Origin of the sequence: Staphylococcus schleiferi, from assembly GCF_025558325.1 — a bacterium.
GTDB lineage: Bacteria > Bacillota > Bacilli > Staphylococcales > Staphylococcaceae > Staphylococcus > Staphylococcus schleiferi.
This window is the reverse complement of sequence record NZ_CP094712.1, coordinates 1,700,230-1,715,347: the sequence shown is the minus strand read 5'-3', so window position 1 is coordinate 1,715,347 and position 15,118 is coordinate 1,700,230. Positions and strand designations below refer to the sequence as shown.

Here is a 15,118-nt window from a genome sequence, read left to right as displayed (position 1 = left end):
ATTATTTTATTGTTGCCTACTGCTAAAGCGAATTCATAAGCTAAGAGAAATGCTGAATACATCTCAAAATCATTAAATTCATTTAATAATGATGATAAATAGTTATGAATAGTTAATTAATAGTTAATTACTAAATGGTAGAAAATCATGTATTGTATATATCTGTTAGTTATAAAAATTGGAGGAAAAAATTATGAAAAATAAATTGATAACAAAATCATTATTAGCTATTGCTACAATTGGAATTACAGCAACAACATTTATTGGAACTGCTGATGCAAGTCAAGGATATGGTCCAAGAGAAAAAACACCAGTAAGTATTAAAAATAACATCGTGACATATAGTGATGGAACATACAAATATCAATCAAGACCACATTTCAATAAAACACCAAAATACATTAAATTTATCCACGCAAACAATATTGTTGAATATAATGATGGTACATTTAGCTATGGTGCCCGTCCACAAATCAACAAAGCTGAAAAGAAAAGTGACTTAACGATAAAAAGAGAGCAACAACTTGCGAATGCTAAACAATTAGTAACAGAATTTGAAAAAACACATACAGTTCAAGCGCATAGAAAAGCACAAAGAGCCGTAAACATTGTTTCTTTTGAATATAAAGCTCAAAAGGATGCACTACAACAAAGAATCGAAAATGTTTTAAAACAAGGATATGTAAAATAATCAAGTATTTAAATACTGGTTTTAGATTTTAATTCATGACATTACACTCTTTAAAGCTAACGTATTGGTTAATCTGACATATTGGGAGTTTGTCAGAATGAATTCAATAAACCTATACCAACCAATAACTGATATGTCTATGCGATAGGGAAGTTTAAAAGTTAATTTAATCCAATAAAAAGCGCCATGATTTCTAATAATTGTTAGAAAACATGACGCTTTTTATTATAAAAAATACATAAAAATGAAGTAATGCAAGCGGTTATCATTTTATACTTTTTTCTACTGAATATAAGAGTAAAATGATAGTCAAATATAAAAAGTAACTTTATTACCTTATCAAATTAGGACGTCTTAATTGGTCTGTCTTTTTAATTATTAGTCTCTTAACATATGTTATAATATATGTATTAGTTGAAAATTGATGAGCTCATCAAGAGAAGTTATTGAGAAGATTGAGCAAGGTGAGTGGTATCTTGTAAGAGTGGTTGGTAGTCACCATCACTTTAAACATCCAACGCGTAAAGGTAAAGTCACTGTTCCACATCCGAAGAAAGATTTACCACGTGGAACAGAACGCTCAATGTTAAAGCAAGGAGGACTTTTATAGCCTCTTATATCTTCTTTTATAGGAGGGATGAATATGAAGTATCATTTCTATGCAGTATTACAACAAGAAAATAACGACTATAACGTATACTTTCCGGATTTACCAGGTGCGATAACGTTTGGTAATGACATTGAAGATGCTGTATTTATGGCACAGGATGCATTAGAGGGGCATTTACTGGTGAAGGAAGATGATGGTGACGAGATACCTAAACCATCTGAGTTTAAGGAGCTTGTCAATAATCTAGAGGATAATGAGCAATTACAATTAGTGACTGTCGATACTAAACTTGTTAGGATTAAAGAAGAGAATAAGACAGTGAATAAGATGGTTACATTGCCACAGTATCTGGTTGTGTTAGGTAAAGAGAAAGGTGTTAACTTTAGTCAGACATTACAGAGAGCATTGAAAGAAGAATTAAATATATAAGATTGAGACATCACATTGCGTGGTGTCTTTTTATGATGACTAAAATAGTAATTAGCGCGAACGTTGGTATAGATAAGGTGGGGTTAACAATTAAACAATAAATATTACCGGATGATTTTTTGTGATCGGATAATAATAAAAACTATACCGGCGACAGACGGGGTAATTAAGCAATAATACAATTTTGACACGCGCAAAACAAAAACCCTCTAACAACAATAGTTAGAGGGTTTAATTAGCGTCCTGGGAGGGATTCGAACCCCCGACCGATGGCTTAGAAGGCCATTGCTCTATCCAGCTGAGCTACCAGGACATTTTTAACACAAGATTAATTATAACGAACAATTTGTGATAAATCAATATTGTCTTCAAATCTTTTATATACAATTAACACGATATACAAAATATTACAATATAAATTTGTCGGTATATATTAGAATCCTAAACAAGAACAACACGAGGCGATTTTAAACAATAAAATTTGAGTTTTCATATTAATTTTAATTTGTAAACCAACTTTAAAATAAAAAGACAGTTGCTGACGGAAATATACGTTAGTTTTAAAATCTAGCGTAATCTTTGTCAGTAACTGCCAAATTAGAAAGAAGTATCACAAGTATAAGTGACTTTTTGCGTAATGGAATGTTTCTCTTGTTCTATGTTGCAAGAGTCCTAATAGTGTAAGCACACCTACTTTACCTACAATCATTGTCATTATAATAAGCAACTTAGCGACTGTGCCATATTCCGTCGAAATACCTGTAGACAAACCGACTGTACCGAATGCAGAGATGACTTCAAAGGCAATCGCTTCAAATTGTAAGTTAGGTTGTGCGACTGAAAAGCAAAAGATAATCATAATCACGAACATCATAGCTGTTAACGTAATCGCAACCGCTTTTTGAATTTGTTTTTGATCAATAGAACGGCGGAATAAATGTGTGTGGCGGTGACCGTTCAACGATGTGATGACATATAAAATCACAAGTGCGAATGTCGTGACTTTTATCCCACCGGCTGCACTGATAGGTCCAGCACCAATAAACATCAAAATCATCGTCAACATTAATGTACCTGGCGCGAGATGTGAAAAATCAATGGTATTAAAGCCTGCTGTTCTCGTACTTACAGATTGAAAGAACGATGCTAGAAGTTGTTGTGAAAACGACATCCCTTTAAAAGCGTGTGCGTATTCTAAGACAAAGTAACCTAATGTACCAACAACAATTAATATAAATGTGACAAAAAGAGTGACTTTTGTATGAAGCTGCAATCTTTTAAGTTGATGCGTTGTAACAATATCGAATAAAACGATATAGCCGATACCGCCTAAAATAATTAACATCGCTACCATCAAATTAACGACGGGATCATGAGCGTAAGCAATTAAGTTATCACTAAAAAGTGAAAATCCTGCATTATTCAGCGCAGAGACAGAGGTAAAAACGCTAATAAAAAGGCCATAAGACCAACCATATTCAGGCACAAATACAGTTGAAAGTACGAGTGCACCTATTGTTTCGAAACTGATTGTGAATATGAAAATAAATTTAGAAAAATCTGTGACATTTAATGATTCATCAATATTTAACTCCAATTTGAAAAGCTGATTATTTCGATAACTAATGCGTTTTTGAGATATAATTAATGCCAATATTGAAACTGCGACAATCCCCATACCACCAATTTGAATAAGGAGCATGATGATTGTTTCTCCCAAAACGTTAAACTGGGATGTAATATCGACTGTTGATAAACCCGTAACTGTAAAAGCACTCGTTGCTACGTACAATGCGTCAATAAAAGAAATGGGCTTTTTACCCGTCCACGGTAAATAGAGAAGGATGCTTCCTATGAGTGTGGTAGTTAAAAATAATGTGAGATATATTTGAATTGGTTGTTTTTTACTATACATCAATAAAGCCTCAGTTCTTTTTTGGTTATAATAACACGTTATCTTGAAAAAACAAATTTCTACTTTTTTGAACAACAAAATAAAGTAGGAAGCTAATGCACTCGAGAAAAGTGCGTCTATCCTCCTACTTTATCATAAAAAGTTAATATTGAGATAATAGAAAAATTATTTTTTTCCAAACGTGTCAACTAAACCTTTGATTAAATTGATAATACCTAAAATAACATTTGCCCAAGTCATAGGAATGACCTCCTTTGATGTATTTGTACATTTATTATAATGTCTGAATCTTAGAAAAAGTGCATTATTTCCTACTTTATTGTTTTTTAGACTTAAACGTCATTAAATGTGTCGAAATGTTGACAGTTAGGGCGCTATTTCATACAGATACGCAAAAAGTGGTTAATGAAGCATTCGATGGGGTCAATCACTTTTGTTTCACTCTTCAACTTAATTCAGCCTCTCAGTAGAACCATCAATATAATACAAATAAGCATTTCGGTAATGTATTGTAATTATTCATAAGTGCATCATTGACAACGGCTGCTTCGATTGTACATTATATTTGTGTTTCAATAGATTGCTATTTTTGGTAAACTTGTGTGCATATTAAGAATAAATGGAGTGGAAAAAATGAGCTATAAAGTGATTTTATTCGACTTTGATGATACATTGGTGGATTTTCATGATGCCGAAGTCAAAGCTTATGCGCATTTAATGTCAACCTATAGAGTACCCAAAGCGATGCAAGATTATGAAGGCTTTAAAAAAATCGACCAAGCCCATTGGGAAGCTTTTCAACGCGGCGAGTTAACGAGACAAGAAGTGTTAAGTCATCGTTTTGTAGAAACTTTTTCAACATACCAAATGGAGATGGATGGCCACGAAGCGGACGTTACTTTTCGTGATGGCCTCGCTTTAGCACCTATCAAATGGTTAGATGGTATAGAGCACCTGTTAGATCAATTAAAACATAGATACGAAATCGCAATTGTCACAAACGGTGTGACGGATACTCAAAAACGTCGTATTGCGAAAACGGATTTAAAATCCTTTATAGCAAATATTTTTATATCGGATGAAATTGGTGCACAAAAGCCGCGTGTTGAATTTTTTGACTCGGTTTTCAACGTTTATAAGGATTATCAAAAAAGTGATTTTTTAATTATCGGTGATTCTTTAACTTCAGATATTCAAGGCGGTATCAACGCAGGGATTGATACATGTTGGTACAATCATCGCCAGTTAGACAACAATACAGCAATTGAACCGACATATACAATCGAACACATCTGTGATTTAACCCGAATTCTGAAATAGCGGATAAATCATAAAGAGTGGACGGACTGTCTTATCAGATACTGTCCTTTATGATTTTGAGTCTATACATAGGTAAAGAGGATTCGATTCGAAACTCCGGGTGAAGATCACCAGTACATTTAGATTTGATGTTAAATAAAAAAAGAGTAGGGCGGAAATCAATGTCATTTCGTCGTCCTACTCCAATATGCGACGTGTGAAGATAATAGCACGTCGTTTTTTATGATTTGATTTATATTTTTGTCGCTACATGAATTATGATTTAGTTTGAGGTTCCCAAACTAAAATATCATGGCCATCATCATTTTTAGCATTTAAATCTTTAAAACCATTTTTGACAAAGAAGTCTTTTGATTCAAATCTCGCAATTGCTTTAATAGGTAATTGAAATGATTTTGCATAATCAATTAATGCAGAACCATAACCTTTATCTTGATATTTTTTTAAAACTTCAAGCTTCCAAACGACAAGATAATCTTCATAATCAGGGAAATACGTTTCTTCAACTTCACCTTTACGATATAAAGCCATCCTTGCGCCTATTTTCTCACCAACATAAATGCCGTAAAATGGTGATTTTGAACTTGCATCAATCATTTCCCCATGTAGTTCATTCACCATATACAAATCTTTGTTACCAAAATTCTGACGAAAGTCCTCAAAAAGTTCCTCAGTTTTATAGTTAATATCGAGGTGTTCAACTTTAGTCATGTGATAACCCCCCTTTGTTTATATTAATTTAATTATAACTTATTTATTTTAATTTTTGAAGCAAGCCGTAAGATTGTCAGATATTGATTGAACCTTTATACTGTTATGGAATACTGTTTAAGGAGAAATGAGCATGGATTGTTTAAGTATTTCAGTTAATGAGAGGGATCAATTTATACAGCGCATCATGAAGCAAGATAACGATGTGCTGAAATTTTATGATTATGATCCAACTGAAGGGGAGAGTTTTGAGCGGCGAATGCAAGCCCCTAATAATGGAAGGGAAAAGGCAATTGCTAAAGTAATTCGCAACTATATGTCTGATTTGGTTTTATCCGATGCTCAAGCACGTACATTAAAAGCACTAGAAGCGGGTGCGAAAGTGGTGATTGGTGGTCAACAGGCGGGATTATTTACTGGCCCATTATATACTTTCCATAAAATCATTTCTATTGTAGTAAAAGCAAATGAACTCGAAAATATGTATGGAGAAGCTGTTGTTCCAGTGTTTTGGATTGCCGGTGAAGATCACGATTTTGATGAAGTGAATCATACTTATGTCATGCAGGAACGTACAGGTCACTTACAGAAAGTGAAATATCATACAATGGCACCACCAGAATCGAATGTATCTAGATATGTACCTGACAAAGATGCTTTGAAAGACGCATTACGTGTTTATTTTGAAGTTTTGCCTGAAACAAAGCATTCCAAATCACTTTATCAAAATCTCTTGCAGTGGATTGATGAAGCGACAAACTGGACGACGTTATTTAAAAAGATGATTCATGCGTGTTTTAAGTCTACAGGCTTGCTTTTAATCGATGCACAATTTGAGCCGTTAAGAGAGTTAGAAAAACCACTTCTCCAGTCAATTATTAAAAATCATCAAAAATTGGATGATGCTTTTAGATCACAACAAAAAGAAACTGTGGCCAATGGTTTATCACCGATGATTCAAACAGATACGAATGTTCATATGTTTATCCATTATGAGGATCAACGTCAAATGATAAAGTATGAAAATGGGGCGTTTCGTTTGAGTAAGTCTGATGTGACATTTGATGAAGCGACATTATTAGCTGAAATTGATAAAAATCCAAGCTTGTTTTCAAATAATGTTGTGACACGTCCTTTGACGGAAGAATGGCTTTTCAACACGGTTGCGTTTATTGGTGGCCCGAGTGAAATTAAATATTGGGCTGAACTGCAAAAAGTTTTTCGTGAAATGGACATTGAAATGCCGATTGTATTACCTCGAATGCGCATGACTTATCTTTCACCAAAAGTTGAAAAATTATTGGAAACATATAGATTGGATTTAGGCGAGGTCATTACAGAAGGTACAGCATCAGCGAAAGCACGCTTTATACGCGCACAAGCTTCAGATGAAGTTTTAAACGAAATTGCACGTATGCGTGAACAGCAAATCGAATTCTATGAGAAATTAGACGCCATAGTTGGGGAATCAGAAGACAATCATAAGTTGTTAAAGAAAAACCATCAAATTCATACACATCAATATGACTATTTGAAAACACGTTATTTAAAAAATATTGAGCGAGAAAATGAGATTAGCATGCGTCATTTTCAAATTTTGTCTCAAACACTCCATCCAATGGGGGGGTTACAAGAACGTGTTTGGAATCCCCTCCAATTATTGAATCAATTTGGGATAGATATGTTCACATCCTCCACCTTCCCTCCACTTCACTACACATTTGAGCAAATCGTTATAAAAACATGATAGTATCAAGCTTTTGACAGTGGTTCGATTGAGTCGAACCACTGTTTTTTTATGTCGAATTTGATAAATTTTGGAGATTTTTACAGAATTAGTGGAGGATAGTGGGGAGATGTGGTAAATTATATTTAAGGTGAGGTGAGATAAAATGTTCATGGGCGAATATGAAAATAAATTGGACACTAAAGGCCGTATGATTGTTCCATCTAAATTTCGTTATGACTTAAATGAACGTTTTATTATCACTAGAGGCCTTGATAAGTGTTTATTCGGTTACACACTTGAAGAATGGCAAACCATTGAAGAAAAAATGAAAGCCTTACCTATGACTAAACGAGACGCACGTAAATTTATGCGTATGTTCTTCTCTGGTGCGATTGAAGTGGAAATTGATAAACAAGGGAGAATTAATATCCCAGCAAAATTAAGAGAGTATGCAAATCTTGATAAAGAGTGTACGGTCATCGGTGTTTCAAATCGTATTGAAATATGGGACCGAGATACTTGGAATGCTTTCTATGATGAATCTGAAGAAAGTTTTGAAGAAATTGCAGAAGACTTAATCGATTTTGATTTTTAAATTGGAGGGTTTGCAGTGTTTCACCACATCAGCGTGTTATTAAAAGAAACAGTAGATCAACTAAATATTAAAGAAAATGGCATCTATGTTGATTGCACGTTAGGTGGCGCAGGGCACTCGCAATATCTCTTGAGCCAGTTATCAGATGAAGGTCGTTTAATTGCGATTGATCAAGATATCACGGCAATTCAACATGCAAAAGAAAAATTACAGCAAGACATTCACAAAGTAACTTTTGTACATAATAATTTTAGAAATTTAGCACAAATTTTAGCGGATTTGAATATTGAAAAAGTAGATGGGATTCTTTATGATCTTGGCGTTTCAAGTCCTCAACTCGATATACCCGAACGTGGGTTTAGCTACCAACATAATGCAAAACTTGATATGAGAATGGATCAATCGCAATCTCTTTCCGCCTACGAAGTTGTCAACACATGGTCTTACGAAGCGTTAGTGAAGATCTTTTTTCGTTATGGGGAAGAAAAATTTTCAAAGCAAATCGCAAGAAAAATTGAAAGCAAACGTGAACAAAGGCCGATTGAAACAACTTTTGACCTTGTTGATTGCATTAAAGAAGGTATTCCTGCAAAAGCAAGGCGAAAAGGGGGGCACCCAGCGAAACGTGTTTTTCAAGCGATTCGTATTGCAGTAAATGATGAACTGTCAGCATTTGAAGACTCGTTAGAACAAGCAATTGAGCATGTTAAAGTGAACGGTCGCATTTCAGTCATTACATTCCATTCATTAGAAGATCGATTATGTAAACAAATATTTCAAGAATATGAAAAAGGGCCAGAAGTACCGCGTGGGCTTCCGGTAATCCCAGACGCCTATACGCCTAAGCTCAAACGAGTCAATAGAAAACCTATAGTAGCAAGTGACGTAGATTTAGAGGATAACAATCGAGCGAGAAGTGCCAAACTTCGAGTGGCAGAAATTTTAAAATAGAGAGGCGAGAGAGATATGGCTGTAGAAAGAATTTATGATGCTTATCAACCACAAGTTGAAGAACAACCCAAATTAAGACCGCAAAAAAAGCAAGTGACACATAAACAAACAGTTACAAAGAAAGTTACCGTTAAATTAACACGCTTTGAAAAAATGTTATACATAGCACTTATTACAATCATTGCCGCTATTAGTATCTATATGCTATCTTTAAAAATGGATGCTTACGATACAAGAGGCAAAATTGCAGATTTAGATCAAAAAATTGAGAAACAATCCAGTCAAAATAGCGCATTAAAGTCAGAAACTATGAAAAATGCTTCGTATCAACGCATCTATGAAAAAGCCGAAAAACAAGGTATGAGTTTAAAGAACGACAATATAAAGGTAGTGCGTAAAGATGGCGAAACGAAAAATTAAGATTAAAAAAAATAAGCTAGGAGCAGTCCTCCTGATGAGTTTTTTCGGGCTGCTCTTTTTTCTATTGATTTTAAGATATAGTTTTATTATGTTAACCGGCCATTCGTCTGGTGAAGATTTAATTGTACGCGCCAATGAAAAATATTTAGCCCATTTAGATCAGGATGCCGAACGAGGCAAGATTTATGACCGAAATAACAAAGTGCTTGCAGAAGATGTCGATAGATTTAGATTAGCGGCTGTTTTGGATAAAAGAGCGAGTAAAGACTCTAAAAAGCCAAGACATGTAGTTGATAAGAAGAAAACAGCAAAAGTTCTCGCTAAAGTCATTGATATGCCTGAAAAAGAAATTGAAAAACGACTTAATACTAAAAAAGCATTCCAAGTTGAATTTGGACGCGCAGGGCAAAACTTAACGTATCATGATAAAGAAATCATTGAGAAAGCCAATTTGCCGGGCATTACGTTATATCCTGAAGTTCAACGATTTTATCCGAATGGTAACTTTGCCTCACATTTAGTAGGGATGGCCCAGAAGGACCCAGATACAGGTGAGTTAAAAGGTGCACTTGGTGTAGAGAAAATTTTTGATAGCTATTTATCAGGTAAAAAAGGCCACTCTTCTTTTACAAAAGATATTTGGGGTTATATTATTCCAAACTCAAAAAATGAAGTTGCACCTAAACGTGGTGATGATGTGCATTTGACAATTGATTCAAATATTCAAGTGTTTGTCGAAGAAGCACTTGATGATATGGTCAAACATTATGCCCCGAAAGATGTGTTTGCTGTCGTTATGGATGCTAAAACAGGAGGAATTTTAGCTTATAGTCAAAGACCTACCTTTAATCCAGATACAGGTGAAGATTTTGGAAAGAAATGGGCAAATGATTTATATCAAAATACGTATGAACCGGGTTCTACATTTAAAAGTTTTGGTTTAGCAGCAGCAATTCAAGAAGGAAAGTTTAAACCAAATGATAAGTATGAATCAGGATACAGAGATATTGAAGGCTCTCGTATTTATGACTGGAACAAAAAAGGGTGGGGCAAAATTAATATGAGTTTAGGTTTTACATACTCATCTAACACACTCATGATGACACTTCAAGATCTTGTTGGTGCTGATAAAATGCAGTCTTGGTACGAAAAATTTGGTTTTGGAAAATCCACAGGTAGTTTATTTGATGGTGAACAAAAAGGGAATATTGCTTGGGAAAATAAATTGATGCAAAAAACATCTGCGTTCGGTCAATCAACAACAGTGACACCTGCGCAAATGTTGCAAGCCCAATCCGCATTTTTTAACAAAGGTGAAATGTTGCGCCCTTATTTTATTCAGTCCATTATGAACCCAGTTTCTAATCAAACATTTTTTGAAGGTAAACGTGAGGTAGCGGGTAAACCGATTACGCCTGAAACTGCGAAAAAAGTGGATAAACAATTGGATGAAGTTGTGAACAGCGAAGATAGTCACGCTAAAAACTATCGTATCGATGGTTATCGTATCGGCGGTAAAACAGGGACTGCCCAAGTTGCCGATCCGGATAATGGCGGTTATGTCAAAGGGCCTAACCCATACTTTGTAAGCTTTATGGGACACGCACCAAGCAACAATCCACGCGTCGTTGTTTATGCCGGTATGAGTCTCGCTCAAAAAAATGACCAAGAAGCGTACGAAATGGGTGTCAGCAAGGCTTTTAATCCAATCATGAAACACACGTTACAATATTTAAATGTTGATAACAACGAAGTGAATGATAAATCAACAATTAATAGTGTGCCAAAAGTTAAAAATAGTACCGTGCAACGTGCCGAAGACGAAATTAAAGGTAAAAAATTGAATCCAGTCGTTATCGGTAATGGAGAGAAGGTGGTTAACCAAAGTCCTTCATCAAGCACAAAACTATTACCTAACAGTCATGTATTACTGATGACAGATGGCGATATGACAATGCCAGATATGACAGGTTGGACACGTGATGATATTGTTGCATTTGAGTCATTAACAGGTATTGAAGTCAAAGTTAAAGGTAGCGGATTTGTAAAAACACAATCTCAGTCTCCGCAATCTGCAATTGATAAGAAAAGCAAAATTGAAGTTACGCTTGAGTCTGAAAATACAGAATAGCTGAATGGAAGGACTATCATTCTTGAACAAGGCGTGCATTGGGGTGAGGAGAGGACAAAGGCTTGATATCCTCTCCTTCATGTCCGCCTTATAAAATAAGTTTGTATCGATTAGTTAAATGAAGGAAGAACAACATCTTTTAAACAAATGAATGTAAAAAATGAATGAAAGATAGAGGAGAATAATATGGGAATTTTCAGCGCAATCATCGCATTTATCATTACTGCAGTTTTAGTTCCAATACTCATACCAACTTTAAAGAGGATGAAATTTGGACAAAGTATTCGTGAAGAAGGTCCTCAAAGTCACATGAAGAAAACAGGTACACCAACGATGGGTGGATTAACATTTTTAATTGGTGCAATTGTTACAACGATTATTGCTAGTGTATTTGTAGAACCAGCAAGTCCGTTGCTGTTACTGCTCTTTGTCACAATTGGTTTTGGCTTAATTGGCTTTATTGACGACTATATCATTGTAGTGAAGAAAAACAATCAAGGTTTAACAAGTAAACAGAAGTTTTTAGCGCAAATTGCTATCGCAGTTATATTTTTTGTCGTGGCAAAAGTGTTTAATGCATTTGACTTCTCAACTAATCTGAATTTACCTTTCACTGATATCAGTATTCCTTTATCGTATGCCTATATTATATTTATCATTTTTTGGCAAGTTGGTTTTTCTAATGCAGTAAATCTAACTGACGGCTTAGATGGATTAGCGACAGGTCTTTCTATTATTGGATTTACAATTTACGCAATTATGAGTTTCGTATTAGAGCAACCTTCAATTGGTGTATTTTGTATGATTATGGTAGCCGCGCTTGCAGGCTTTTTACCTTATAATATTAACCCTGCAAAAGTGTTTATGGGAGATACAGGAAGCTTGGCATTAGGTGGTATTTTCGCGACGATTTCAATTATGTTGAATCAAGAATTATCACTTTTATTAGTCGGATTTGTTTTTGTCATTGAAACTTTATCAGTAATGATACAAGTGACATCTTTTAAATTAACAGGTAAACGTATATTTAAAATGAGTCCACTTCATCATCACTTTGAACTAGTTGGTTGGAGCGAATGGAAAGTCGTTACTGTATTTTGGTCAGTAGGTTTAATTACAGGCTTAATTGGCTTGTGGATTGGAGTGAGTTAATTGATTAACTATACAGGGCTAAAGGGTAAAAAAGTACTTGTTATTGGGTTAGCAAAAAGTGGCTACGAAGCTGCTAAGTTATTACATCGTCTTGGTGCAGAGGTCACGGTTAATGACGGAAATGACGTTTCGCAAGATGCGCATGCTAGAGATTTAGAAAATATGGGGATTAATGTCGTGAGTGGTTCGCATCCACTGGCCTTATTAGATGAAGCCCCAATTATTTTTAAAAACCCGGGAATACCGTACACAGTCCCAATTATACAAGAAGCACAAAAACAAGGATTGAAGGTCTTAACAGAAGTTGAATTAAGTTATTTAATTTCTGAAGCGCCGATTATTGGGATTACGGGAACAAACGGAAAAACAACGGTCACTTCGTTGATTGGTGACATGTTTAGTAAAAGTAGAGAAAATGGCAGACTAGCAGGAAATATTGGCTATGTTGCCTCAAAAGTCGCTCAAGAAGTACGTGCAGATGAATATCTCGTTACAGAGCTGTCCTCATTTCAATTGTTAGGTATTGAGCATTACCGCCCGCATATTGCGATTATTACAAATATTTACTCAGCACATCTCGATTTTCATGAAAATCTTGAAAATTATCAAAATGCTAAAAAGCGTATTTTTCAGAACCAAACTGAAAGTGACTATTTGATTTTCAATTATCATCAACGCCATTTAATCGATGTCTCACAAGTTAAAGCAAAAATTTTATATTTTTCTACACAACATGAAGTCGAAGGCATTTATGTAAAAGATCAATATATTGTCTATTATGGCGTTCGTATTATTCATTTGGATGACATCGTATTGCCAGGTGAACACAACCTTGAAAATATTTTAGCGGCTGTTATGGCTGCGATATTAGCAGGTGTTTCAGTAAGTGCGATTATTCAGTCATTAACTACATTTTCAGGCATCGAACACCGCTTGCAGTATATTGGTAATAATAAAACGAATAAATATTACAATGACTCTAAAGCAACAAATACGTTAGCGACTCAATTTGCGTTAAATTCATTTAAGCAACCTATTATTTGGTTGTGTGGTGGTTTAGACCGAGGCAATGACTTTGATGATTTAATTCCTTATATGACGAATGTTAGAGTTATGGTAACCTTTGGTGAAACGCAAGAAAAGTTTGTTAAACTAGGAGAGAGTCAAGGTAAATACGTAATCCGAGCAGTAGATGTCACAGATGCAGTTGCTAAAGTGCAAGATATTATTGAGCCAAACGATGTTGTATTATTATCACCAGCATGTGCAAGTTGGGATCAATATGATACTTTCGAACAGCGCGGTGAGAACTTTATTAAGGCGTTTCGTGAACATTTGCCATCACATTAAAGGATGTGACGTTGTATGACGGAAAATAAGGTACCAAGAATCGATAATGAATATTTAAAAGAAAAGCGTAAGAAACAATTGGTAAAACGACGACGTAGGCAACGGTACATCGTTATTGTTTTACTCATTGTAGTCATACTGATTCTCTTATATATGTTTACACCGATAAGTAAAATTAAAGATGCTGAAATACATGGAAATCATTATATTTCTGATCAAGAAATCATAAAAGCACTAAAAATTGATAATCACCCAAGAATTTATGCTTATGCTGCGAGTGACGCAGAACAAAGAATTGAAAAAGAAGATTTAGTCGATAGCGTTTCTATTCATAAAGGTTTGTTTAATCATTTAACAGTTGATGTTAAAGAACATGAAATTATTGGTGTAACTTCTGAGAAATCTAAAACGGTGCCTATTATTGAAAGTGGCAAAGTGTTAAAAGATTTTAAAGGAGAAATACCGAACGAAGCCCCATACTTGGAAGGATTCAAAGGCGATGACAAAACAGATATCATTACAGCGCTTCACAAAATGGATCGCACAACACGGGGACAAATTTCAGAAATTGTAAGTACACCGCAAAAAAATCAGCCAGATTTGATTAAACTTTATATGAGAGATGGCATTGAAGTGGTTGGTAAGATTAAAACCATAGCCGATAAACTCAAATATTATCCAAGTATGTCCCAAGCGTTAGAAAAAGATGAATCGGGTCATTTGAAAAAATCTGGATTTATAGATTTATCGGTTGGTGCTACATTTATTCCTTATGAAAATGTTAAAAATGAAAAAGGCAGTTCGGCGAGTGCGAAAGAAGTTCAAAGTGGCACAGCAATTGAAGACGAAGCAAAAGACGATTTACAAAAAGCGTTGAATAAAATTAAAGATGATAAAGACGACAAAGACAACAAAGATAACAATGATAATAAGGAAACAAAAGACAACCAAAAGGATTCCTAAGCAAGATTAAATAGAGCGATGATTTGAATTGGAATTGTTGAATCAGCCTTTTTCAATTCAATCATTTGATGTCGTCATTGACTCAAAAATGAGAATCAACTTGTAGTCATTTGTACGATTTGATACGAGGATTTGGATGAATTTAATTCAA

At 34.8% G+C, this 15,118-nt stretch carries 14 protein-coding genes and 1 tRNA gene; 12 read left to right on the top strand and 3 right to left on the bottom strand.

Annotated elements, in window-relative coordinates:
• Positions 1–193: 193 nt before the first annotated feature.
• The 3 genes from MUA40_RS08015 to MUA40_RS08005 all read left to right on the top strand — a co-directional run bounded on the left by MUA40_RS08015 (position 194) and on the right by MUA40_RS08005 (position 1,730).
• Positions 194–691, top strand: a complete 498-nt coding sequence (locus tag MUA40_RS08015) for a fibrinogen-binding protein (protein WP_016424813.1) — start codon at positions 194–196, stop codon at positions 689–691.
• Between the two features lie 424 nt (positions 692–1,115).
• Positions 1,116–1,301, top strand: a complete 186-nt coding sequence (locus MUA40_RS08010; RefSeq protein WP_016424814.1) for a type II toxin-antitoxin system HicA family toxin — start codon at positions 1,116–1,118, stop codon at positions 1,299–1,301.
• 33 nt (positions 1,302–1,334) lie between these two features.
• A complete protein-coding gene (locus MUA40_RS08005) occupies positions 1,335–1,730 on the top strand; it encodes a type II toxin-antitoxin system HicB family antitoxin (RefSeq protein WP_016424815.1) in 396 nt (131 codons plus the stop codon).
• A 239-nt stretch (positions 1,731–1,969) separates the two neighbouring features.
• Here MUA40_RS08005 and MUA40_RS08000 read toward each other — a convergent pair.
• Both MUA40_RS08000 and MUA40_RS07995 read right to left on the bottom strand, forming a co-directional pair.
• Positions 1,970–2,043: transfer RNA gene (locus MUA40_RS08000), tRNA-Arg, on the bottom strand.
• A gap of 297 nt (positions 2,044–2,340) precedes the next feature.
• On the bottom strand, positions 2,341–3,645 hold the full coding sequence (locus MUA40_RS07995) for a TrkH family potassium uptake protein (RefSeq protein ID WP_016424816.1): 1,305 nt from the start codon (positions 3,643–3,645) through the stop codon (positions 2,341–2,343).
• A 633-nt stretch (positions 3,646–4,278) separates the two neighbouring features.
• On the opposite strand from MUA40_RS07995, the gene MUA40_RS07990 reads away from it, so the two are divergent.
• Positions 4,279–4,965: a YjjG family noncanonical pyrimidine nucleotidase gene (locus MUA40_RS07990; RefSeq protein ID WP_262569367.1), complete on the top strand. Its 687-nt coding sequence runs from the start codon at positions 4,279–4,281 to the stop codon at positions 4,963–4,965.
• 255 nt (positions 4,966–5,220) lie between these two features.
• Here MUA40_RS07990 and MUA40_RS07985 read toward each other — a convergent pair whose 3' ends face one another.
• The gene (locus MUA40_RS07985; protein WP_016424818.1) at positions 5,221–5,676 is read right to left on the bottom strand and encodes an N-acetyltransferase; all 456 of its coding nucleotides are present in this window, start codon (positions 5,674–5,676) and stop codon (positions 5,221–5,223) included.
• A gap of 133 nt (positions 5,677–5,809) precedes the next feature.
• On the opposite strand from MUA40_RS07985, the gene bshC reads away from it, so the two are divergent.
• The 8 genes from bshC to MUA40_RS07945 all read left to right on the top strand — a co-directional run bounded on the left by bshC (position 5,810) and on the right by MUA40_RS07945 (position 14,967).
• Positions 5,810–7,423, top strand: a complete 1,614-nt coding sequence (gene bshC, locus MUA40_RS07980; protein ID WP_262569366.1) for a bacillithiol biosynthesis cysteine-adding enzyme BshC — start codon at positions 5,810–5,812, stop codon at positions 7,421–7,423.
• Positions 7,424–7,568: 145 nt separating this feature from the next.
• Entirely contained in the window at positions 7,569–8,000 is a 432-nt protein-coding gene (gene mraZ / locus MUA40_RS07975; RefSeq protein ID WP_016424820.1) for a division/cell wall cluster transcriptional repressor MraZ, read from the top strand.
• A gap of 15 nt (positions 8,001–8,015) precedes the next feature.
• Positions 8,016–8,951: a 16S rRNA (cytosine(1402)-N(4))-methyltransferase RsmH gene (gene rsmH / locus MUA40_RS07970; RefSeq protein ID WP_167732740.1), complete on the top strand. Its 936-nt coding sequence runs from the start codon at positions 8,016–8,018 to the stop codon at positions 8,949–8,951.
• A gap of 15 nt (positions 8,952–8,966) precedes the next feature.
• Positions 8,967–9,371 (top strand): cell division protein FtsL, encoded by a 405-nt coding sequence (gene ftsL, locus MUA40_RS07965; RefSeq protein ID WP_016424822.1) that lies wholly within the window; start codon positions 8,967–8,969, stop codon positions 9,369–9,371.
• The gene (locus tag MUA40_RS07960) at positions 9,352–11,502 is read left to right on the top strand and encodes a penicillin-binding protein (RefSeq protein ID WP_262569364.1); all 2,151 of its coding nucleotides are present in this window, start codon (positions 9,352–9,354) and stop codon (positions 11,500–11,502) included. Before ftsL ends, MUA40_RS07960 begins: the two co-directional genes overlap by 20 nt.
• A gap of 186 nt (positions 11,503–11,688) precedes the next feature.
• Positions 11,689–12,654 (top strand): phospho-N-acetylmuramoyl-pentapeptide-transferase, encoded by a 966-nt coding sequence (gene mraY / locus MUA40_RS07955; protein ID WP_167732741.1) that lies wholly within the window; start codon positions 11,689–11,691, stop codon positions 12,652–12,654.
• Positions 12,655–14,004 carry a UDP-N-acetylmuramoyl-L-alanine--D-glutamate ligase gene (murD, locus tag MUA40_RS07950; protein ID WP_016424825.1) on the top strand — a complete coding sequence of 450 codons (1,350 nt, stop codon included), beginning with the start codon at positions 12,655–12,657 and terminating at the stop codon, positions 14,002–14,004.
• 15 nt (positions 14,005–14,019) lie between these two features.
• Entirely contained in the window at positions 14,020–14,967 is a 948-nt protein-coding gene (locus MUA40_RS07945; protein WP_016424826.1) for a cell division protein FtsQ/DivIB, read from the top strand.
• Positions 14,968–15,118: the final 151 nt, after the last annotated feature.